Below are 21,856 nucleotides of genomic sequence, written 5' to 3'. Positions count from 1 at the left end.
TTCAGAAAAACAATCAGTAATTGTTAACTACACCACTTACGACCTCTGCTGCAATGACTTCCTTACCTACCTCTAACCCCCACCCTCCCCGCCTTATCTTAATCGGAGGCTTTTTGGGTGCGGGCAAGACGACCTTGATAACCGAAACCGTGCAGCAACTGGGCCGCCAAGGCTTGCGCTGCGGCATCGTGACCAATGACCAGTCCGAGGGATTGGTCGATAGCGCCATGGCCCGGTTGTCCACTAGCGAGGCGGCGGTGGGTGAGGTCACCGGAGCTTGCTTCTGCTGCCAACTGGATTCTCTGGTGGCCACCGTGCGGGAGCTCGCCACCAATCTGCGCCCCGATGTGCTCCTCTGCGAGCCGGTGGGCAGTTGCACCGACCTGCGGGCCACGGTCCTACTCCCTCTCGCGGAAATCTATCGGATGGAGGTGCGGCTGGCCCCCTTCACCGCTGTTCTCGACTCCCGCCGGGCCCAATCACTTTTCCGCCCGGCCACAACGGGCCGAAAGAAGGGCTTTGCCAAAGAGGTGACTTATATCTTTCGCAAACAAATTGAAGAAGCCGATGTCCTCTTCTTGAACAAATGTGATCGGCTCACCGCCGAAGAGCAGCAAAGCCTGCTGGAGGCCCTGCGCGAACGCTTCCCCGATAAACTGATTTTTCCGGGCTCGGCTCGTGAAGGGGATGGCGTGGCAGACTGGCTGCACTCTTGGGCCGGAGACGACCTCCCCGCCCTTTCGCCCCGCGAGGGCGCCGAGGTGCTGGAGATTGACTATGATCGCTATGCCTATGGCGAGGCCCTACTGGGATGGTATAACGCCTCCCTAGAGGTCTCCGCCAATGCAGAGTGGTCGGGCGACGAGTGGCTCCTCGCCCAGGCGCGGAAGATTGCCCACAGCCTCTCCCAAGCCGACATGGAAGTTGCCCACTTCAAGATGTCTCTCCAATCAGAAGAGCCCGCCGCGTCTGCCCTCGCGGTGGTCAATCAAGTGCTCGCCGAAGAGGAGCCTGTTCTCTCCCGAGCCTTGGGCGCCCCTCTGCAAAAGGGAAACCTTCTCATCAATCTCCGCGCCGAGGGCGAAGCGGAGAAGCTACAGAAAATCGTGCGCGAAGCTCTCCTCGAAAGCGACGATCTGACTCTCAATTGGCAACAGGAGTCCTTTTTCCAGCCCGGAAAGCCCCAGCCCACCCATCGCCTCGCCGCCACCAGCCACTCATTTTCCAAAGCCCACTGAAAGAGCCATGTCTTGGACGCAAATCTTTCCCTATCTCACCGACGATCAACTGGAAGAGTATGAGCAGGAGGTCACCACGGGTGAGCGAGCCGAATTCGAAGAAATGCTCGGCGTCTCCAAAGTTTACAATCGGCAACGGGGTCGTCGCCACATTGTGACCATGACCCTCTTTTGGAAGAATGTGAACGCGGATCAACCCGACCTCGTCACCCCCACCTGGCAGCGTCTCACCCAGGCGCGGCGCTGGGGACTGGTGCGCCGCTTTGATCCCTACGAGAGCTATGTCGAGCCTCTCCTGCTCCACGGCCCCGCACTGACCCGGAAGCATCCGGAGGTCTGCTTTCGAGTCTATCTGGCTGCCGATCTCGACTTTCTCATCGCCCCCCTCACCGAGGCCGGCTTTGAGGTTCAGCACATGAAAAGTTCTTCGCAGCGCTATTGTCCAGGGGGCTTCTGGCGCTTTCTCGCCCTCGCTGAACGCGGCAAGCTGATCACCGTTATGGACACGGACCGGATTCGCTTTGCAGAAGAAGAGCTGGCCCGCACCCACGCCATGCACGAGAGCGAACTCTCGCTGTGGCGGGTGCCCGGCTACTACAATGCCCCTATCCGTGAGAATGTGGCCTACCGCCCCCTCCTCGGTGGTCACATGGGAGCCAGAGGAGGAGTCGCGATTCGCCAATGGATGGAGGCCTTCATCTGGCACAATCGCCGGGGCACCATGCCGAAATTGGTCGAGCTCCCCGGTTGTCGTCCGGTTCCCGTGAAAGCGAATCAGTGGCCGAATTATGGCTTCGATGAGTGGTGGCAGCTCGCTATCTACCCCCGGCTCGCCGCACGAGGGGTGCTCACTTTTGTCCCCACCGACGCGCGCTCCCAAATCCTGCCTCTCGATATCGAATTCACCACTTGGATCAACTCCAAGAGTGAAATGGTTTACTTTCAAGCTGGCGGAGCTTGCTGCTAATAGAACTCCGAGGAATGAAACGCGCAATCATCAGCGGAGAAGTTCTCGGAACCTTTCTACTTGTATTCTTTGGCTGTGGGGCAGTCGCAGGTTCGGTCATTTTCGACTCTTTCGGGGACCTTTTCGCCATCGCCATTATCTGGGGTTTAGGACTCATGATCGCGATTCTGCTAGCCGCTCCGCTCAGTGGTGCCCACTTGAATCCCGCCATTTCGCTAGCTTTCTGTTGCGCGGGAGAGCTTGATAAAAAGCATCTCCCTCTCTACCTGGCCGGGCAATTTTTGGGAGCATTTCTAGCGGCTACTGTTCTGTATCTTCTCATTCACGAACCGTTGGCATCTTATGAAAACAGGATAGGCATTCAACGGAGCGAGCAGGGAAGTGAACAGACAGCTCGCATTTTCGGGGAATTTCATAGCCCTTCGATCAGCACTCAAACGGCGGCACTCGCCGAGTTTCTCGGAACCGGCCTACTGGCTTTCGTGATTTTTCTCCTCACCGACAAACGTCGTCCTCCTTTCCCGCCGTGGTTTCTCTCCTTGGCAATTGGCATGACTTTAACTGTTCTCATCAGCCTCTTCGCTCCTTTCTCGATGGCCGGATTCAATCCTGCCCGAGACTTGGCACCACGATTTTTTTCTTCTCTCGCGGGGTGGGGCCGCTTGCCCTTTCAAGTGAATGGCGCGAGCTGGTGGCTGGTCTACCTCCTCGCACCCTGTCTGGGTGCCATCGGTGGAGGCCTGTTAGCCAAACATCCTCCGACACCAAGGTAGAACCGCTATCCCAAAAAGCCCAGCCCTGCGAATTTTTTCCCCAGAATCTTCTGGGAATCAGTCTTGAGCCAACCGTCAAGAAGGGTGGCGTAGACTTTGCGGAAATCGGTGGTGAACTTGAGGTCGCCCCGGCTCAGATCAGTGAGGCTGGGATATTGACCGTAAAGGCCGCCCTTGACGCCCCCACCCGCCACAAAGAGACAGGAACCTTGCCCGTGGTCGGTGCCCGCGCTGGCATTCTCCCCCACGCGGCGGCCGAACTCGGAAAAGGTCATCACGGTGACCCGCTGGTAGTTCCCCTGCGCCTTGAGATCGGCGAAAAAGGCCTTCAAGGCGTCGTCCATCTGGCCCAGGAGCTGGTCGTGGCGACCCTCCTGCTGGCGGTGGGTGTCGAAGCCACCATGATTGACGTAGTAGACCCGGGTGGGCATGCCTCCGGCGATCATGCGCCCGACCAGACCGAGGCTCTGCCCCAACTGGGTGCCCGGGTAGTTGGCCTGCGATTTGTGCTTGCGAGCCAACTTGACCACTTCCTCGGAGCTGACCTGGGCATTGAGGGCGACGCGTTCCAGATAGGCCGCATTGTCCTCGCCCACCACGGTGCCGGGCGCGCCGACCTCGCTGATGGAGTCCCCGGCGGCGAGTTCGGCCATTCCCTCCTCCAGGCCCATGGCGGGAGCATTGAGCCCTGCGAAGGCTTCCTGCGCTTCCGAGAGATTGTCTCCCCCGTGAATCCAGCGATAGAGCTCAGGGGCGGAAAGGCTGATGCCGGGATTCTGCTGTGCGCCAAAGGACTCGGGCTGGGTCTTGCGCAGACTGACGCCGATCATGGGATCGCTACCTTCGCATTGATTGTCGAAGTAGCGTCCCAGCCAGCCGGTGTTGGAGCGGGCGGCGGGATCGGCAGTTTCCCAAATGGTGGTGGAGACAAAGTGCGAGCGGTTGGGATTCGGGTAGCCAACTCCCTGCACGATCGCGAGCTCACCCTCATCGTAGAGTCCTCCGAGGGCCTTGAGGTTGTCATTGAGACCGAGCCCATCTGTGAGGCGGATAAGGTCTTTCTCCTTTTTGGCCAGGGTCGGACGAGCTTTGTGATACTCCTCATCGCCAAAGGGGACGAGGGTATTGAGACCGTCGTTGCCGCCAGCCATTTGGAGCACGACCAGGATTTCATCATCCTTGCCACTCGCCGCTTGCACGGCCAAATCGCGGGAAGCGACGTCGATCTCGCCAAAGGTCCGCTGCAAAAAAAGGGGCAAGGTCCAGGAGGCGGAGGCTCCCCAGATGCCGGTGCGCAGGAATTCGCGGCGCGTTTTGAAATAATCACTCATGACTCAAGTTCTACAAGGTTCAGGTTAATTGATAAGCGGGGGTGGACATCATGAGGTGAACCAGCTCGGCCACCTCGGTGTTGGTAAAGACGGCGCCCTTTTTGGCACGGGCATAACTCTCGAAGGCGGTGCGGTTCTTCTCCGACAAGGGGCTTTGAAAGAGGCGAAAGGCCAAGTCGTCGACGAGAGAAGATATCTCTTTCCTCATCTCACGGGGCACCAATTTTTCGAAGTCCGGCTGGCGCAGCTTTTTCTGCAGTCCGCGATTGAGGAAAGGCCGCCCTTTGCCGCCGGTCATCATCGCGGGATCGCCCCCGACCCCGGTCACGATTCCGGCGAGATGATAGCGGGAAAGCAGGGTATTGGTATTGACCCAAGCCTGCCCCCAATCCCAACCCGCGACGTTGGGCGGGTCGTAGGGAACTTGCCCCAGTTGCTTGAGCACCTGCTCACTGACGAGCGGATCGATGGCGGGCAACTCCAACTGACGGTGCATCATCACCAGGTAGTCGATGGGGCTCTTGATTTGGGAGCGCAGGGCCTGCGCCGTGTAGAATTCGGGGCTTAGGAAGATTTCCCGCAGAAGCGGACGCAGCTCGTAATTTTGCGCAGTGAAGAGCTGCCCCAAGCGCGAGATGAGTTCCTCGGAAGGATTATCGTAAGCAAAAAACCGCCACAACTTGCCCGCGAGATACTGGCCGCAGCGGGGATGGGTGAGGACGTGACTGACCACGCCCGCGCCATCGAACTTTGCCGTCTTGCCGAGGATGGTCTTCTCCCCCTCATCCCACTGCCGCTTCTGGAAGTGGACTTTGCCAGAATAGCGCTCCAGGCGATAGCCCGTGAAGGCCCGGGCCGCCTCCTTGATATCTTCCTCGCTATAATGACCTTCTCCCAAAGTGAAGAGTTCCAACAGCTCACGGGCGAAGTTCTCGTTGGGTTTCCTTTTACTCGATTGCACAGAATCGAGATAAATCATCATCGCCGGGTCCTGGGCGATCCCGTGAGTGAGGCGGCCGAAATTACCGAGGGCTTCTTTGCGAAACAGCTCCTGCTGCATCCAGAGCAATTTGGCAAAACGCACCTTCTGACTACTCACCGGAAAGTGATCGTGCCAGAAAAGCATCATCTTTTCGGTGAGTGGAGCCTCGGTGCGAATCATGCGATTGATCCACTGCCCGACCAGGGACCGTGATTGCTCGCGGTAGGTGCGATTGCGCTCCTGGTTCTGCTCCCGGCGCAGCAGCTCGCGCTCTTTGCCATCCAAGGCTCGCAGCTCCTTCTGCTGTTCCTGGAAATCGGCCAAGAGCTTTTCGCCCGGCACCTTGGTCCACGCGAGGGGCTCAAAGTTCTTGGTATTGCGAGCCTCCAGCAGCCAATCCACCGCCGCATACCGTCCCCGCTGATGGAACTTGTTGATTTCCTGCGGAGTGCCTCCGAAACCCGCCCGATTCAGCAAATGCGCGGCCTCCTCCTTAGTCCAGTCATCAGAAATCTCGTCCATCGCCTTCATTCAACCACCAACTACGCCAGTGGTTGCTCGCATCTCGCAAAAATCCTCCTTACCGGGCGGGTCACCTAGTTAAAACGCCGCCGACTGATTGAGAATCCAAGCGACCACGAGAATTTGCGGAGTGGTGAGAAGAGGCAGCGCCAAGGTTGCTTTCCAAGATCGAGTGGTCTCCCGCAAGGCCATTATCTCGGTATAATCGGTCGCCGCTCCGGCCATGAGAAAAGTAAAGGCATTCCCCGGCGCAGCGGCCCGGTTCAGCAAGTCCGCGGCAATGGGGCTGGAGCCCTCGGAACACACTTCCAAGATTGTGGTCGCTACCAAAGTGAGGAGGAGGCCGACCAGAGTGGGGCCAAAATACTGCTCAAAAACCCCGGTGGGGACAAAGGCCCGAATGGCGGCAGCGAGGACGAAACCGAAGAAAATCCAACGCAAAATCATGCGCGACTCGCTCAGCCCGGTGCGCACCATTTTTCCGAGATTACGCGAACTCGGGCGGACATTCCGCCACCCCTCACGAAGTCCGTCCCCGAGACGGTAATCCTCTGCCAGCACCACCTCATTCTCATTTGCCGGCAAGCGACCCGCCGCTACCAGCCGGTCGATGGCGAACCCGCTTGAAATGCCGATCAGCATCGAGAGGACGATGAAAACGAGCGTCCACTGCCAGCCGATCAAACCGATCAAAATCAAGGTCAAAGACAGGGAGTTCCAAGGACTGGCGACGAGAAAAGCAACCGTCTGGCCGAGAGAGGCCCCCTTGCGGTAAAGCTGCATCCCCACCATCAGGATGCCGTGATTGCACAAATCCAGCAGAGTTCCCGCAAAGGTCGCGCGCAAGATTCCCGAAAAACTGCCGCCCCGGCCGAGTAAGCCCGCGACCACCTCCTTGGGCACTTGTCCCAAGATCCCAACGGCCGCGATCCCGATGAGAATTCCCCACCAGGCCTTCACCATCAGCTCCCAGATCCCGTGGCTAAAGGTGTGCCACCACTGGGGCCCGCCACCTAGCAAATGACCCGCCATTCCGGCAGCGACCAGCAGCAGTGACCCCCACAGGAGCCAATCCAAGCGAGTCCCTCCCTGACCTCCGCCGCAACAGCCGCTTTCGCTCGCTTGGGAGCTTCCACAACAGGAATCCGCTTCTTTTTCCCGGGCCTCATCCCCACAGTCACACGCCATGGCCAAGACCTACGGCTGCTGACCGACGAGTCAAGGAATGAGAGCGGGGGCAACGGTCACTCCCGCCCTCCTCATTCGGAAAGCCCCTGGTCTCACCGCCTACTCCTCACTTCCCGCACCTTCTTCAGGAGCATCGCTAGCGGCCTCATCAGCAGGTTCCCTCTCCCCCTCTTCTTCGAGCGAGCTATCGGCATCGGGAATCACGCGGGCGATGCCCTGCAGCTTTTCTCCCTCTTTCAAGGTGAGCAACTTGACCCCCTGGGCACTGCGGCCGGTTTCGCGGACCTGGTCCACTTTGATGCGGATGGAGAGACCCCCATTGGTCATGAGCATGAGTTCGTCCTCCGGTTTGACTGCCAGAGAGCCGACCACCGGGCCGGTCTTATCGGTCACCTTCATTGTGATAATGCCTTTGCCCCCACGGGATTGGAGCCGGTATTCTTCGAAGGCGGTGCGCTTGCCGAGCCCGTTTTCGCTGGCCACGAGAAGAGTTGATTCCTCATCCACCAGGGCCAGGCCGACCACGAAGTCATCGCCCACCGGCTTGATGCCCGCCACCCCGGCGGCGGTGCGTCCCATGCTGCGGGACTGGGTTTCGTCAAAGCGCAAACTCAATCCCCGATGGGTAGCCAGAATCACCTCGTCGCTACCCGTGGTGAGGCGCACTCCAATGAGCTCGTTATCCTCTTCCAGCTTGATAGCGATGATGCCATCCTTGCGGAAATTGCGGAAATCGTAGAGCGGGGTCTTCTTCACCTTGCCCGACCGGGTGGCAAAGAAGACAAAGCCCTTGCCCTCGGCAAAGGTCTCGTCCTCACCCCGCTCATTGAGCAGGCGCTCGACCCGCAGGACCGTGGCCACTTTTTCCTCCGCCTGAAGATTGAGCACGTTCTTGATGTTGCGGCCTTTGGAGGCACGCGAACCCTCGGGCAATTCGTAGACCCGTTCGACATAGGCGCGCCCCGTATTGGTGAAAAAGAGCAGGTAGTCGTGGGCCCCGGCACTGAAGAGAGTTTCCACGAAATCATCTTCGTCATCATTGGCTCCCCGGGTCTCCATCCCCCGCATGCCTTTGCCCCCGCGACTCTGCACCCGGTATTCACTGGCGGCGGTGCGCTTGATGTAGCCCCGGTGACTGAGGGAGACAATCATGCCGTCATTGGCGATGAGGTCCTCAATGGCGATGTCCCCATCGTCGGGCACGATTTCGCACAAGCGCGGAGTGGCGAACTTATCCTTAATGGCCAGGAGCTCGTCCTTGATGATGCCAAGCACCCGCTGCTCACTGCCCAAAATGTCGAGGAAGTCCTTAATGGCGACCAGGATATCGTCGTAATCGCCCTTGACCTTGTCCTGCTCCAGCGCGGTGAGCTGGTAAAGACGGAGCTCCAGGATAGAATTGACCTGCCGATCGGTAAAGACGTAGCGATCGCCGCGCACCGAGGGCTGGGAGCGGATGAGAATGCCCAGCTGCTCGGCAGTGGCGGTGGAGAAATCGTAAGCCTTCAGGCGCACGCGCGCCTCGTCGCGATTCTTGGACTCGCGAATAATGCGAATGAAATCGTCGAGATGCCCCAGAGCGAGGAGGAAGGCTTCTAGGCTCTCGGCCTTTTCTTCCGCTTTGCGCAAAAGGTAGCGGGTCCGGCGGATGACCACTTCGCGACGGTGCTCGATGTAGGCATCGAGAGCATCGAGCAGTCCCAATTGCTTGGGGCGACGCTCGTGAATGGCCAGCATATTGACCCCGAAGGAGGTCTCGAGGGCGGTGAGCTTGAAAAGCTGGTTGACCACCACTTGCGGACGGGCATCACGCTTGAGGGTGATCTCAATCCGGGTCTGTTCGTCGGACAGGTCACGCATGCCCGAGATATCAGTGAGGATTTTCTCCCGCACCAATTCGGCGATCCGCTGCTGCAGGGTGGCACGGTTCACGCCAAAGGGCACTTGGGTGATGGTCAGGATGGCGGCCCCGGAGTCCTTTTCATCAATCTCGATTTCACCGCGCATCTTCACACTACCTCGCCCGGAGGCAAAGTAGCTGTCGATGCCCTTGGTGCCCCGGATCTGGCACTTCATAGGGAAATCCGGTCCCTTAATGATGAGCTTCATCTCGTCCAGCGAGATGGTGGGATTGTCAATACGGGCACACACCCCATCGATGACTTCTCCCAAGTTATGTGGCGGGATATTGGTCGCCATGCCGACCGCGATGCCCGTGCCCCCATTGACGAGAAGATTGGGAATGGCTGCGGGCAAAACGGTGGGCTCCACCGAGCGCTCATCGTAGGTGTCGGTCATATCGACCGTCTCCTTCTCGAGGTCGATCATCATGGCCGACCCCATGTGAGTCATGCGGGCCTCGGTGTATCGCATCGCCGCTGCGGCGTCGCCTTCCACCGAGCCGAAGTTCCCTTGCCCATCGACCAGCGTTTCCTTGAGACTCCAAGGTTGGGCCATGTTGACCAAGGTGGAGTAAATTGCGCTGTCGCCGTGGGGGTGATACTTACCCATGGTGTCCCCCACGATGCGCGCGCACTTCAAATACGGCTTGGTCGGAGTGAGGGAAAGGTCGTTGTGCATTGCGTAAAGAATGCGCCGTTGCGACGGCTTGAGGCCATCACGTGCATCCGGCAATGCCCGCGACACGATCACGGACATGGAGTAGTCAAGGAAGGCACCCGACATCTCGTCGGCCACATTCACTCTTTTGATTTCGTCAGAAGCCATTGAATTACGAAAAAATCTAGTAGTAAAAAGTTATCTCAAACATCGAGGTTGCGCACATTGAGAGCATTGTCCTCAATAAAGCGTTTGCGGGGCTCGACCACGTCCCCCATCAGGACATCGAACATCTTGTCCGCTTCCAACTGGTTGTCCTCATCCAGGCGAACCTGCAAAAGAACGCGGTGATCCGGGTCCATGGTGGTGGTGTAAAGCTCCTTCGCGTTCATCTCCCCGAGACCCTTGAATCGCTGAATGTGAACCCCTTTTCGGCCCACCTCCAGGATGCGGGAAAGGATCTCAAAGAGACTGAAGAGGGGCACCACTTCGGCATCCTCTCCCTCGCCGTCGATCAGCTCGTAGAGTGGCTCGTCGTCAGCATAAAACACTTCGGTATCCAAACCGAGTTCATTGACCCGGGCCAAAATGCGCTCGATGGCATGCACTTCATGCAACTCTTTCTTCACCGCGCGGCGCATCGCCCCTTCATATTTTTCCTTGTAAGCCTTATCTTCTTCCTCGCTGAGCTGCTCTCCGAAAAGCCGTAAATCCCGGTTCTCTTCGGCATAGTGCAACAAATCCCGCTCAGTGGCAAAGTAGAGGACCTCTTCCTCATTTCCGGTGCGCACCCGCACCAAAAACTGGGGAAAAGCGCCATTTTCCCGTTTACTCAGGAGCGTGCGGAAGTCCCCGCCATGCCCCTCCACGATGGAGACGTAACGATGGAGATTGGCCAGGTGCTCGAGGATTTCCTTGAGCAAACCGGCCTCCAGAACGTCCTCGCTCCCATATTTGCGAATGGCCACATCCTCCGAACCGAGGCTGATGAGGATGCTGTTGAGGGCGGCGTCATCCGCCACGTATTCCTCCCGCTTCTTCCTCGTCACCTTGTAGAGTGGCGGCTGCGCAATGTAGAGATAGCCGGCCTTCACCAGCTCCGGCATGTGACGGCAAAAGAAGGTCAAGAGAAGAGTCTTGATGTGGGCCCCGTCGATATCGGCATCGGTCATGATGATGACCTTGTGGTAGCGCACTTTGGACAAGTTGAAGGCTCCCTCTTGATTGCCATCGCCAATCCCGGCCCCGATGGCTGTGATCATGGCCTGGATTTCCTTATTTTGCAGCGCGCGGTGCAAGCGGGCTTTCTCCACGTTGATGACCTTACCCCGCAGCGGAAGGATGGCCTGCGTGGTCCGGTTGCGGCCCGACTTGGCCGAACCGCCGGCCGAATCACCCTCCACAATGTAAATCTCGCTCTTGGCCGGATCGCGCTCCGAACAGTCCGCCAGCTTTCCAGGCAATCCGCCTCCAGACATCACCGACTTGCGCACCGTTTCGCGGGCCTTGCGAGCCGCTTCCCGGGCCCGCGCCGCATTCACCGCCTTGTCGACGATGATTTTTGCCAAGTTGGGATTCTCTTCAAAATAGGCCTGCAAGCCTTCGTAAACCACCGAGTTGACCACCCCTTCGATCTCGGCATTGACCAACTTATCCTTGGTCTGCGAGCTGAAACGCGGGTTCGGCATCTTCACCGAAATCACACACACGATGCCCTCTCGGACATCCTCCCCCGAAAGATTCGGATCCTTCTCTTTGAGCAACTTGTTGGCTCGCGAATACTGGTTGATGGCCCGCGTCAAGGAGCCGCGGAAGCCCGTCAAGTGAGTGCCCCCGTCGGCATTGGGAATGGAGTTGGCAAAGCAAAGAATCTGCTCGTTGTAGCTGTCGTTGTATTGGAAAACCACATCCACGAAGACATCATCGCGGGTGACCTTGCCATCGTAGTCCACCTCAACATCACGTTTCCCCTTCAGCACCACTGGCTCTTCGTGAATCAGGGTCTTGCTCTCCCCCAGCTGCTGCACGAATTCCTCGATGCCCTTGGCGTAAAAGAAGGTGGTCTTCTCGGCCGAGCCCGGGCGCTCGTCCTCCAACTCAATGGTCAGACCGGGATTCAGGAAAGCCAGCTCGCGCAGACGGGTCGCCAGGCGGTCAAACTCGAAAGAAATGGTATCGACGAAGATCGTCGCGTCGGGATAGAAAGTGATGATGGTGCCGGTTTTTTGAGGGCCCACTTCCCCCACCACCTCCAGCGGCTTGGTCGTTTTTCCCCGCTCGAACTCAATGGCATAAACCTTGCCATCACGATGAACTTCGGCTTTGAACCAGTCTGAAAGGGCATTGACGCACTTTGCCCCCACCCCGTGCAAACCGCCGGAATACTTGTAAGCCCCTTGCCCGAACTTGCCACCCGCATGCAAGCTGGTGAGCACCAGCTCCACTGCTGGCATCTTGAACTTCGGGTGCATATCGACCGGAATTCCCCGGCCGTCATCGGAAACAGAAACCGAGCCATCGGCGTTGATGGTCACCCCGACCGTCGTGCAATAACCGGCCAAATGCTCGTCGATAGAGTTGTCGAGCACCTCGAACACACAGTGGTGCAAACCCCGGATATCGGGATCGCCGATATACATGCCGGGACGCTTCCGCACCGCCTCCAAACCTTCCAGTTTGTCGATCTGGGAAGCTCCGTATTCCTGATCGGAACCCACTCCGGTGTTCGCCTCCTCCGAGGGGGTCAAACCCTCGTCTTTCTCGCTTTCCTCGCCTTGAGCCATAGAGGCGATTAGGTTCTGAAATTGTGGACCTGCACACAAGATTCTTTCCGCGAATCTGCGTCAAAAAAAGCCCTCCCGGCCGAACGAAAAGCGAACTCCCCAGCCAGACGGAACCTTGTTCGCCTCCCTTCAGAGAGTCAAATCCAACACTCTCTTCTGCCACTCCATCAACTTGGAATCATCACCAGCAGCAAAAGCCTCCAAGCTGGCCCGAGCACCCAACACCGAGGGGTCAAGATCGAGCTCGGCAGCCCGTTTTTCCCGCCGCTGCAACAAATCCTCCACCCTCTTTTCTCGCTCCCGGTCCCGCACCCGACGGGGACCCTTGATTTTTTCAGGGAAATCAGACTCGTCAATTTCGGCAACCTTGGCCACCACTTCCAAGAGGCGGCGACGGCGATCGGAGCGCATGCGCCCGAGACTCAGCCGCTCTCCACTCGCCCCAGCAAGGCTCCAAGCCAGCAAATCCTTATTGCCAGCCACCATAAAGCTCGGACGGTTCCAAGCCTCCGCCTCCTTCTCCCGCCAAGTCCAAAGCTCCTTCAGATAAGCCAGGGTCTTTCGGTCCAGCTTGCCCGAACCCTTGATCCGCCAGGCATCTTCCCGACTGGTCGGCCTTTCCAGAGCCCGTTGTCGGTCCCATTGACAACTTTCCACGAACCACTCATAGCGACCCAATTCCCGCAGACGGGCGACGATTTTCCGTGCCATGGGAATGAGGTATTTGACATCATTCAAGGCATATTGAGCCATTTTGTCGGGCAAAGGACGCTGCCCCCAATCGGCTTTTTGTGAACCCTTGGGAAGGGTCACCCCAAAAAACTCTTCTACCAGATTGGCATAGCCAAAGCGTCGGCAGCCGATGAGGCGAGCCCCAATCTGAGTATCCCAAACCTCGGGAGGCACCCCGCCCCAACCTTGCCGCATGAGAGCCATATCGTAATCGGCTCCATGCAACCAGAGAGGGCGACTCAGTAAACGATTGGCGAGTTCACTGATATCCGCGTCCAAAGGGTCCACTAGGACCCCCCTTTCACCATCAGTGAGCTGGATGAGACAAATGCGTTCGCTATAACGAAAAAGGCTGTCGGCCTCGAGATCGAGACCGAGCAGCTCAGATTCTAATAACGCTTCGTCGTAACCCCAAACGACAGGCTCAGACACGAGATGATCGGGCAAAATATCGAAGCGTAAGGAGGAAGCTTATTTGATGACCTCGTTCTCGAAGGGATTGACCCGGGCGCAAGCGCGGAAGAACGAAGAACCGGAAACAGGCTCAGTGCTAACCACCTTGTAGGAAAGGTTGTCATCACACTTCACTGTCTTCCAGACCGAACCTTCGACGTCGGGCTCAATCTCAACCGCTGTGCCGTCGGGCAGAATTTGCTCGAAGTAATACTCGATCGTTTCCCGCACGCCGGGGCGCTTCATCACGGACAACTCACAGAGACCGGTTGCGCCATCAATCGTGACGTCAACTTCAGCATTCACCTGGGTCGAAGCATCAGCCAGGGGAGATTCGGAGGAACCCAGTTCAGCAGTCGCGTCGAAGGCGAACTCGAACAAGTTGCTCTGTCCGTCACCATCAAGGTCCGCTTCAATCTCGAAACCAGCTTCTCCACTCGCTCCTGCATCCGATTTGGCCGTATTGGATGACTGCAGGGACTTGAGCGCGCCTTGCAGACTGTCAACCAAGCAAAGCTCAACTTCGAAATCACGACGACTCAAATCACCAGGAACGAGAGCCTGCGCTCCAGAAAGGTCGGCGGTAGCCACTCCCCGGGCGAAGCGCAGCCGCATTATGAGGTCATTGCGCGGCTTGTCGCCGGAAATGTTCCCGATAGCCTGCGCACCGAGCGGAGTATTAAAGAAGAGGCGGAAAGCGACGTCGGGGAACTCGTAGCCGCGGTCATAAACGCCGGGCAGAATCATCTGACCCCCGAAGTTCTGGTCAACGAAGGGGAAGGGCCAAATCGGGAACTCGAAATCGTTCTGCTCGGAACCCAAAACCACTGCTCCACGGACAAAATCACCTTGGAAGGTCTTGAGGTATCGGGTCTCTTGATCCGTCCCCGCGCCCACAGCCACAATTTCCGACAACGCGGTAGGGTCAGGAAGAGCCTCGTAAACGAAGAGCTCGCTGAGCTCTTCATCCACATAGAGCTCAAAGGTGGTATCCGTGGCATTGCCCACGAAGAACAATTGCTCTTCAAACTTGGTCAATCCGGTGTTTACGATCTCCACAACATCACCATCGACCAATCCATGAGGATCCGCAGTGGTGATGACAACCGGGGCATCGATAGCAGGTGTAATAGTGATACCGGGAATGGGCGTTCCACCCAAGGGGACCACCTCACCGAAAGTGCCATCCGGAATGGCTTCCAAAGTGAAGGGAATGGTCAATCCTTCGTCGACAAAAAGCTCCACCTGAGTATTGGCATCGAAATCTTCCACATCACTATTGAGGTTGACGTAGAAGCGCCCCCCATCAAGGCCGGCAATACCGGTCTCGTAGAGATAAATTTCTTCGCCACCCTCCAAGCCGTGTCCGCCAAGACCGTAGATCCCGTAGGTCGGGGAAAGCGGTTCCTGGTCGAGACGCAAGGGAGCGGTGATGATCACGGGATCGCCCGGCTCTTCTCCCAGCTCTAACTCAGAAAACTGGATTCGATCCCCTCCCGCGTAGGAGACAGGGACACCATTGAAGTCATAGCGGTTCTCGAAAACCTTCAAGAAGGCATCATCCAAGCCCGAAATCAAATTGGAGGAATTGTTTCCTGTCCAGAAAACTGAGCCGGGGAGGCGGTAATCCATCAGAACTGCGGGATCGCCGTCGTAATCGGTCCCGAAATTGGAAAGATTCTGGAAGCGGAAACCAGTCTTCACGTTGGTGATCCCGGCGCGGCTCGAAATCCCTGGATAAGCCTCAATCAGCTGAAGCTGGTTCACTGCGATCTCATCGAGCGGAGCATAAACCGGAGAGCGGTCCTTATTGGCCTCAATCCACGTGCGGATGGGATAAGTGAAGAGGTAACCGTTGGAATTACCGGTGTAAATGATGGTCTCCCGCAAATGGCGGACTTCTTCTTCATCAGCCAGTTCCGCGCGCGCGGCACGTTCGCGAGCGGTCAGCACGCCATCGCCATTGGTATCGGCATCATAGACGAGATACTCGCGCACATATTCGTAGCGAGTGGCATCCTTTTCGCGGAAGGAAGCCGACTGCAGGTCGTGCAGAACCAAAGTGGAACGATCCGAAAACGCACCATCCAAGGGGCGGGGAAAGTCGTTCATAGGGCCAGCCACCAAGCGAATATATTCCGGAAGACGGGCGGGGATGCGGGAAGCCTCGTCAACCGCCCCCAAGCGGTGCCACTGGTTAACCACATCGCGGTCCCGGTCTCCAAACCGACGGGTCAGGAAGGCATTGTGCCCGGCAGGACAAGGGATTGCACCTGGAAAATAAGGAACCAGACCAGGCCCTGCTGGCAAACTGGGACACTCCACGTTCGAACGGGCATTTCCATCATAAATAATAAACCAAAAAGAGCCTCCCCGATACTCAAAGCCGTCTGGTCCGGTCGCCCGATATTGGCGGTCATTCAGGACGGAGATTTGGGGCACCGCTGACGAGGTAGCCACCAATCCCAAGAGGACGGAAGTGCAAGCTGATCCGACGAAATTTCGCATACCGAAGAAATCTCTCGTTTTTAAAATGATGCTGCAAGAGGATTCTCCCCTCTTCGGCAAATTTTTTCTCATTTTATTCATTTCTAGTAAGTTTTAGTCATGACAAAACAGGGCCCATCTTTCTTTCAACGAAGACCTTTCATCAAAAATTCAGCATTGGAGGCGGTTCCCTTTAGCTGGCGCATGAGGAGTTCGACCGCTTCTCCCACCGGCATGGCGGCGAGCTGGCGGCGCAACTCGATAACGCGGGGCAGCTCCTCCTGATGATAAAGCCGGTCATCATTCCGGGTGCCGCTTTGGTGAATGTGAATGGCCGGGAAGACCCGTCGCTCGGCCAATTCCCGGTCCAAACGAATTTCCATGTTTCCCGTGCCTTTCAGTTCCTCGAAAATGACATCGTCCATGCGGCTATCCGTCTCCACTAGGCAGGTCGCCAGGATGGTCAGGCTCCCCCCATCGACGACGTTTCGCGCCGCGCCAAAAAACTTGCGCGCTTTGGCCAGCGCATTAGGGTTCACGCCGCCTGAACCAATGGGTCCCCCGCTGGCCGCATTGTTGTATCCTCGCGCCAGGCGGGTGAGACTATCGAGCAGAATGACAACATGATCGCCATTCTCGACCATGCGGCGCGCCCGGGTCAGGACCATGTCTGCGACCTGGGCATGACGCTTGGTGCTTTCATCGAAAGTCGAGCTGATCACCTCCGCCTCAACGGTGTCCTCAAAATCACTCACCTCCTCCGGCCGCTCATCAAGAAGGAGAATGATGAGCTTGCTCTCGGGATGGTTCTCTTGAATGGACCGGGCGATTTGCTTCAACAAAACCGTTTTGCCTCCCCGGGGAGGAGCGACAATCAAGCCGCGCTGCCCTCGCCCCAGGGGTGCCACCAAATCGACCAAACGCACCGCCAAATCATCCTCGGAACGTGTTTCAAGGTGGAAGCGGTCCTGCGGGAATTCGGAGGTCAGCTCTTCAAAATCGGGTCCAGCCTCGAATTGCCGGGCTGGCTTTCCTTCGATGGCGAGGATCTCGTGAGCGGAAAGATAATTGTCTCGGCCACGGGGCGGACGCACCCGCACGGTGACCTCGTTTCCCTCCCCAAGGCCGAACTCCTCGAGATAATGAGCACCGAGATACACGTCGTCGGGGCCGGCCCGAAAACTCCGTCCGGCATCACGGAGCATGGCGAATTTTCCTTTGGCCTGCTCCAAAACTCCGGTGGCCTGCAAATCGCTACCGAACTGCCCGAGTTTGCAGACGAGATCAAAAATCAGTTTGCCCCTTTCCGCGCCGGTATTGCGCACCCCCAGCCCCTCGGCCTGCTCCAACAATTCGCTAAGGGGACGTTTGCGAATCTCGTTGAGATCCGTCACGGGCGGCACTTCGATGGCACATTGTGGCCCCCTCTTCTCCCGGTCATGGGCAATGCGCCCTTGCAGCTTTTCAACAAAAACATCCACCTGCTCGACCAGAAACTCACATTGGCCGGAGGTCCAAAAAACTTGATCAGCCGAATCCACTTTGGTTTCCCAAGGCAATTGACTGTTTAGGATCGCTTCGGCGGTGTCTTCCTCGAGACCGGGCCGGGCCAGCAAGCGTTCCTTTTGAGTGTCCCGCGGACAAGCCGTGACGAGCACTCCCCGATTATCCACTTTCCACCCGGTCTCAAAATAGAGGGGTATATCGGCGAGGAGAACATCGGCGCCCTCCCGGATCCCCCTACGGGTCGCCTCTCCCAGGCTCTCCCGAACCCGGGGATGAAGGATGGCCTCCAGGCTCTTGCGGGCAGAAGGATCGGCAAAAACGAGTTTGCGCACTGCCGCTTTGTCGAGTTCATCCCCTTGGAAACAACCTTCACCCAATTTTTGCCGGATTTCACGCAAGACGGCCTCCTCAGTCAGAAGCTGCCCCACCTCCGCATCACAATCGAAAAGAAGGAGATTCTCCACCCGATCGGATAAGAGCTTGGCCAGACTGGATTTACCACTGGCGACACCGCCAGTTAACACGAGGGATATCATGAGATTCGTTGGAAAATGGAAACGATTGGAAAAAGAAAGTCTGATGGCCGAAACCATCAGACTTGGAAAAAATCAATTCTGGTAAAGGTGCACCTTACTTACCGCTGGTAGTATCGAGCGGAGGAAGAAGGCTGGCGTCCAGACCTGCCGGAGCAGAGGAACCACCCACACCCAAACCGGGGTCTCCAAGACCGGTGTTGCCACCGTTGACGGGGTTACCACTAGCGTCCTGAATCTGCGCAGTCACGAAGATAATGAGGTTGCTCTTGATGTGGTTCTCGGAGTTGCTCTGGAAGAGGCGGCCAATCCAGGGAAGGTCACCAAAAATCGGCACCTTGTCCTCGACTCGCTGAACGTCTTCACGCATCAGGCCACCCACTGCCACGGTGTGACCGTCATAGATGGTCAGACCAGTGGTCACGCGACGGCTCGCGAAAACAGGCATCTCGATCCGGTTTTCGGTAATGGTGACGTTCGTCGGGTTACCGAAGGCATCAGAGGCTGGCGAGGTGATGGGGCTACCGTAGTTGATGAAGCCTTCAAACTCGACAATCTCGGGAGCAAAACGGAGGTCAATGACGTAGTCGTTCGCACCAATCGTCGGCTGAATCTCCAGAGTCACCCCGGTGTTGCGTGTTTCGAACGCAGTCGGAGTGGAGGGAGTGACGGGGAAGATACCTGCGCCACTACCCGCGCCACCGATTCCGCCGGTGGCACCCACTTGGTTAGGAAGTTCCGGTGGTTCGTATTCGGTGGGGTAAATGAACTCGCGAATGATCTCAATCGTAGCGGTTTCACCCGAACGAGCGAGAACGCTGGGAGCGGTCATGATGTCGGTTCCCTTCTTCTGAGCCAATCCACGCATAATCATCTGCACCTGACCATCGGTGAAGAGGCCGGTAAGGGAGAGAATACCAGGCGCGACCGAATTGTTCTGAGCGGTGCGATTCGGATTGTTCAGCACAGAATCGATGCTGTTCTTGGAAATGGCGTAATCTCCGGAACGAAGTCCGCTGGTGATGGTGCCACCGGTCAAAGCCGCGCTGGAGTCAGCGGGGACATTGGGAAGGTTGAACGCGCCAACCGTGCCGAGGAAGTCGCCACCGGAACGGGCTGCACCATTACTGGTTGTTCCACCACCGGGGAAGAATTCGCTGGAAACGCGGAAGGGCGTGATGAGCCAGTCAAAGCCGAGCTCGTCGGTGTTTTCCTGGGACACTTCCACAAACTTGGTCATGATGTGAATTTGCTTCGGAGTATTCTTCAGCAAGTTCTCCACAATCTGGTCGACCAAATCGAGGTTACCAACAGTGTTCTTCACGATCAGGCTGGAAGAACTGGAGATGAAGCGGGCACTGGCGCCATCGGGGAACTCGACACCACTATCGGCGAGAAGCTCCTTGACGGTGCGGCGCACGGAAAGGCCGCCACCACCCAAACCGCCGTCATTGGAAGCGAAGGGATCGTCCGAAGCGCCACCACCGCCACCGCCGTCGTTATCGGAGAGGTCAGTAACGAAAGTAGGAGGAACGGTCCAGGTGCGGGTCACAAGGTCAGCACTGCTGTCGGCTCCGATGGGGAGAAGAGTGACCGCGTATTCGTCCACCCGGTAGCGCATGCCAGTCTTGTTACAGACATATTCCAAGGCGGTCGCCAAGGGCACGTTGCGCAAGCGAAGGGTGTCGATGGACTTCGAACCAGGATCCGCTCCGAGGAGAAGACCACCACCGTCCAGATCTTCGTCAGGACCGGAAGCACCACCAGAGATGGACCCTTTTTCGATGACGAAGTTGATACCCTTGCGATCAGGATTCGGATCGGGATCAAGCTCAATGGACTTCTGAGTCAAATACTCCATGGCCTCGTCGAGGGGAGTATCAGCGAAGTCAACCCGGGGAATAATGATATTCTGAAGCTTGTTGGTGAGGTTGAGGGAACGTCCCCCACCCTGCTGGCCACCTGCGGGGCCGAAATCACCAGCGGCAGAAATGGAAGGCACGGTCAGCTCCCAAGCCTTGTCCACTTCCATGAGAAGCTTGGACCGGGTGTGATCGTAAGCCGCGCGGTAGTAGTCGGACTTGATGGCCGCCACCCGCTCCAACCAGCGGCGAGCCGCCTTGTTGTAGGGGTCGATTCGCAGCACGGAGTGAAACTGCTTCTCGGCATTGTCGTAATCAGCCAAGTTGTAGAATCCTTCCCCTTTGTAGAGGAGACGACGCACTTCATCGACATTCTGGGAATGCTCGTGAGTGAGAGAGGGGTTCACCCGAATGGGGTCATCGAAATACTCCAGGGACTTCTGAGCCTCGAAGCGGTGAGGATCGGCCACCAACACATCGTTCAAGAGGCCTTTGGCTTCATCGTATTTCCCGGTGCGGCGATACTGCTGGGCCAGGGCGACGCTTCCGTCACCGAGGTGCGCAACAATCTCGTTTCGCTTCGCTTCGGTCTTGGGACCGTAAGGGAGAACATTGAGAGCTTCCTTGTAAAGGCGCACGGCCTCTTCAAAGTCTTTGGAAGCATAGGATTGACGACCTTCCATCAGGAGGTCCACGGCTTGTTGTGTCGCTGCTTCACGGCGGAGTCTCTCTTTCTCCAGCAGGCTTTGGCCCGAGCTGTATGAAATTGGCGTCGCCGCGAAGGCGAGTGCCAGCAGTCCAGCGTGAATGCGCGTTGTGGTGTGCTGCATGATTTGGTGTGTTGTAGAATCCCTCATAAGGAGGGGGTTTGTGAAGTCAATTTTTCGGAGAATGGCAGATTTCTTAATTTTCAACCTTTAATTCCAGTTCTTGAGTCTCGCCATTGTTGTCCCACAGCAGGGTTGCCGTGGTGCCATCGCCGCCGATTTCCTTGAGAGTGTAGGGCTTGTTCTGCGCATTCTCGTCATAGGGCAACGAGAATGACATTCCCTCCTCGACCTCAAAGACGTTGTTCTCTTCCGCCGGCGTGTCGAGATAGAGACGGGCGGTGTAGTCAGATTGGAGGGTCTGGTGAGAGCCAGCTGGAATCTCGTAGACCTTTCCAGCCTTACCTTCCTTCTGATCTTCCACCACCGCGAGATCTTTGGGAATGCCGTTGGCTTCCACTTGCTTCAGCTCGACGAACTTGAAGCGATTCTGGTAGGGAGCATCGGCGAAGAAGATATCGCCAGGCGCGGCGGTGGCTCCACCCCGCATGCGATTTTCCGCTTTCTTGCCATCCTGGATACCTTCAATGCGGAAGCTCAAGGAGCCGCCGCCAAAGTTGGAGAAGCGGAGATACCACTGCTCTTGCTCCACACTTGCCAAGCGAACTTTGGCAAAAAGGGAGGGGAAGCTGCTCTTGTCATTGGGAGCGGTCTTGGCCTCGAACTCCTCGCCATTGGAGAATCCGTCTTCGTCAAAGTCCCGCTGGGGAGCATTGCCATAGCCCATCTCGTCGCCCATGCCGTGGGTCAACCACCAGCTGTTGGGAATGGGCGGGTGAACCGGCTTCTCGTTGGAGTCACCAATGTCAACCGGAGTCTCCGCTCCCTTGCGGACAAAAAGGTCCACTCCGGTGAAAACTTCCACCTCGCGACCCGCCGCCGTGCGCACGGGATCGACGGTAGGCGCGGTCGAAAGGGTGGTCACCGCCTGGCTGATTTCAACTTCTTTGTCGAAAGGAATGGCCGGCTGGGGATTCTCCGTAGCAGCGGGGAATTCCTCTTCCACGGCTCCCAATTTCATCACTCCCAGCACCACCATCGCGATGGCGATGACTGCGGCGACACCCAGGAAAATCTTTTCGTAATTATCTTTCATCTTCTAAAGTGTGCGTT

The 21,856-nt window shown here is 57.3% G+C and carries 13 protein-coding genes; 3 read left to right on the top strand and 10 right to left on the bottom strand.

Translation table 11 applies throughout. From position 1 onward, the window contains the following. Positions 1–53: 53 nt before the first annotated feature. Genes JIN78_RS12305 through JIN78_RS12295 form a run of 3 tightly spaced genes read left to right on the top strand, consistent with a single transcriptional unit; the run spans position 54 to position 2,978 of the window. Entirely contained in the window at positions 54–1,238 is a 1,185-nt protein-coding gene (locus tag JIN78_RS12305) for a GTP-binding protein (protein ID WP_267907066.1), read from the top strand. A gap of 7 nt (positions 1,239–1,245) precedes the next feature. Continuing rightward, positions 1,246–2,205, top strand: a complete 960-nt coding sequence (locus JIN78_RS12300) for a hypothetical protein (protein WP_200392276.1) — start codon at positions 1,246–1,248, stop codon at positions 2,203–2,205. Between the two features lie 14 nt (positions 2,206–2,219). Next, positions 2,220–2,978 (top strand): MIP/aquaporin family protein, encoded by a 759-nt coding sequence (locus JIN78_RS12295; RefSeq protein WP_200392275.1) that lies wholly within the window; start codon positions 2,220–2,222, stop codon positions 2,976–2,978. A gap of 5 nt (positions 2,979–2,983) precedes the next feature. On the opposite strand, the gene JIN78_RS12290 is transcribed toward JIN78_RS12295, so the two are convergent. The 10 genes from JIN78_RS12290 to JIN78_RS12245 form a co-directional block, all read right to left on the bottom strand. Next, entirely contained in the window at positions 2,984–4,309 is a 1,326-nt protein-coding gene (locus tag JIN78_RS12290) for a DUF1501 domain-containing protein (RefSeq protein WP_200392274.1), read from the bottom strand. 19 nt (positions 4,310–4,328) lie between these two features. Then, the gene (locus tag JIN78_RS12285) at positions 4,329–5,813 is read right to left on the bottom strand and encodes a DUF1800 domain-containing protein (protein WP_200392273.1); all 1,485 of its coding nucleotides are present in this window, start codon (positions 5,811–5,813) and stop codon (positions 4,329–4,331) included. Positions 5,814–5,891: 78 nt separating this feature from the next. Further along, positions 5,892–7,001 carry a permease gene (locus JIN78_RS12280; RefSeq protein WP_200392272.1) on the bottom strand — a complete coding sequence of 370 codons (1,110 nt, stop codon included), beginning with the start codon at positions 6,999–7,001 and terminating at the stop codon, positions 5,892–5,894. A gap of 99 nt (positions 7,002–7,100) precedes the next feature. Next, positions 7,101–9,728: a DNA gyrase subunit A gene (gene gyrA / locus JIN78_RS12275; RefSeq protein WP_200392271.1), complete on the bottom strand. Its 2,628-nt coding sequence runs from the start codon at positions 9,726–9,728 to the stop codon at positions 7,101–7,103. A gap of 35 nt (positions 9,729–9,763) precedes the next feature. Further along, positions 9,764–12,343 (bottom strand): DNA topoisomerase (ATP-hydrolyzing) subunit B, encoded by a 2,580-nt coding sequence (gene gyrB, locus JIN78_RS12270; RefSeq protein ID WP_200392270.1) that lies wholly within the window; start codon positions 12,341–12,343, stop codon positions 9,764–9,766. A 129-nt stretch (positions 12,344–12,472) separates the two neighbouring features. Further along, the gene (locus JIN78_RS12265; RefSeq protein WP_200392269.1) at positions 12,473–13,507 is read right to left on the bottom strand and encodes a ribonuclease D; all 1,035 of its coding nucleotides are present in this window, start codon (positions 13,505–13,507) and stop codon (positions 12,473–12,475) included. Between the two features lie 39 nt (positions 13,508–13,546). Next, positions 13,547–15,640, bottom strand: a complete 2,094-nt coding sequence (locus tag JIN78_RS12260; protein WP_200392268.1) for a hypothetical protein — start codon at positions 15,638–15,640, stop codon at positions 13,547–13,549. Between the two features lie 521 nt (positions 15,641–16,161). Continuing rightward, positions 16,162–18,057 carry a transcription termination factor Rho gene (rho, locus tag JIN78_RS12255; RefSeq protein WP_200392267.1) on the bottom strand — a complete coding sequence of 632 codons (1,896 nt, stop codon included), beginning with the start codon at positions 18,055–18,057 and terminating at the stop codon, positions 16,162–16,164. A gap of 94 nt (positions 18,058–18,151) precedes the next feature. After that, complete coding sequence (locus JIN78_RS12250) at positions 18,152–20,746, bottom strand: Amuc_1098 family type IV pilus outer membrane protein (RefSeq protein WP_200392266.1); 2,595 nt, start codon at positions 20,744–20,746, stop codon at positions 18,152–18,154. A gap of 73 nt (positions 20,747–20,819) precedes the next feature. Beyond that, entirely contained in the window at positions 20,820–21,839 is a 1,020-nt protein-coding gene (locus tag JIN78_RS12245) for an Amuc_1099 family pilus-like system protein (RefSeq protein WP_200392265.1), read from the bottom strand. Positions 21,840–21,856 lie beyond the last annotated feature (17 nt).

It is taken from the genome of Roseibacillus ishigakijimensis (assembly GCF_016595415.1).
Taxonomy (GTDB): Bacteria; Verrucomicrobiota; Verrucomicrobiia; order Verrucomicrobiales; family Akkermansiaceae; genus Roseibacillus; species Roseibacillus ishigakijimensis.
The sequence above is the reverse complement of the archived record's forward strand: the minus strand, read 5'-3'. Positions and strand labels throughout refer to the sequence as shown.

What these genes read in the sequence shown, in the direction of transcription:
- JIN78_RS12305 (WP_267907066.1), top strand. Translation starts at nt 54, where the DNA reads ATGACTTCCTTACCTACCTCTAACCCCCACCCTCCCCGCCTTATCTTA.
- JIN78_RS12300 (WP_200392276.1), top strand. Translation starts at nt 1,246, where the DNA reads ATGTCTTGGACGCAAATCTTTCCCTATCTCACCGACGATCAACTGGAA.
- JIN78_RS12295 (WP_200392275.1), top strand. Translation starts at nt 2,220, where the DNA reads ATGAAACGCGCAATCATCAGCGGAGAAGTTCTCGGAACCTTTCTACTT.
- JIN78_RS12290 (WP_200392274.1), bottom strand. Translation starts at nt 4,309, where the DNA reads ATGAGTGATTATTTCAAAACGCGCCGCGAATTCCTGCGCACCGGCATC.
- JIN78_RS12285 (WP_200392273.1), bottom strand. Translation starts at nt 5,813, where the DNA reads ATGGACGAGATTTCTGATGACTGGACTAAGGAGGAGGCCGCGCATTTG.
- JIN78_RS12280 (WP_200392272.1), bottom strand. Translation starts at nt 7,001, where the DNA reads ATGGCGTGTGACTGTGGGGATGAGGCCCGGGAAAAAGAAGCGGATTCC.
- gyrA (WP_200392271.1), bottom strand. Translation starts at nt 9,728, where the DNA reads ATGGCTTCTGACGAAATCAAAAGAGTGAATGTGGCCGACGAGATGTCG.
- gyrB (WP_200392270.1), bottom strand. Translation starts at nt 12,343, where the DNA reads ATGGCTCAAGGCGAGGAAAGCGAGAAAGACGAGGGTTTGACCCCCTCG.
- JIN78_RS12260 (WP_200392268.1), bottom strand. Translation starts at nt 15,640, where the DNA reads ATGAACGACTTTCCCCGCCCCTTGGATGGTGCGTTTTCGGATCGTTCC.
- rho (WP_200392267.1), bottom strand. Translation starts at nt 18,057, where the DNA reads ATGATATCCCTCGTGTTAACTGGCGGTGTCGCCAGTGGTAAATCCAGT.
- JIN78_RS12250 (WP_200392266.1), bottom strand. Translation starts at nt 20,746, where the DNA reads ATGCAGCACACCACAACGCGCATTCACGCTGGACTGCTGGCACTCGCC.
- JIN78_RS12245 (WP_200392265.1), bottom strand. Translation starts at nt 21,839, where the DNA reads ATGAAAGATAATTACGAAAAGATTTTCCTGGGTGTCGCCGCAGTCATC.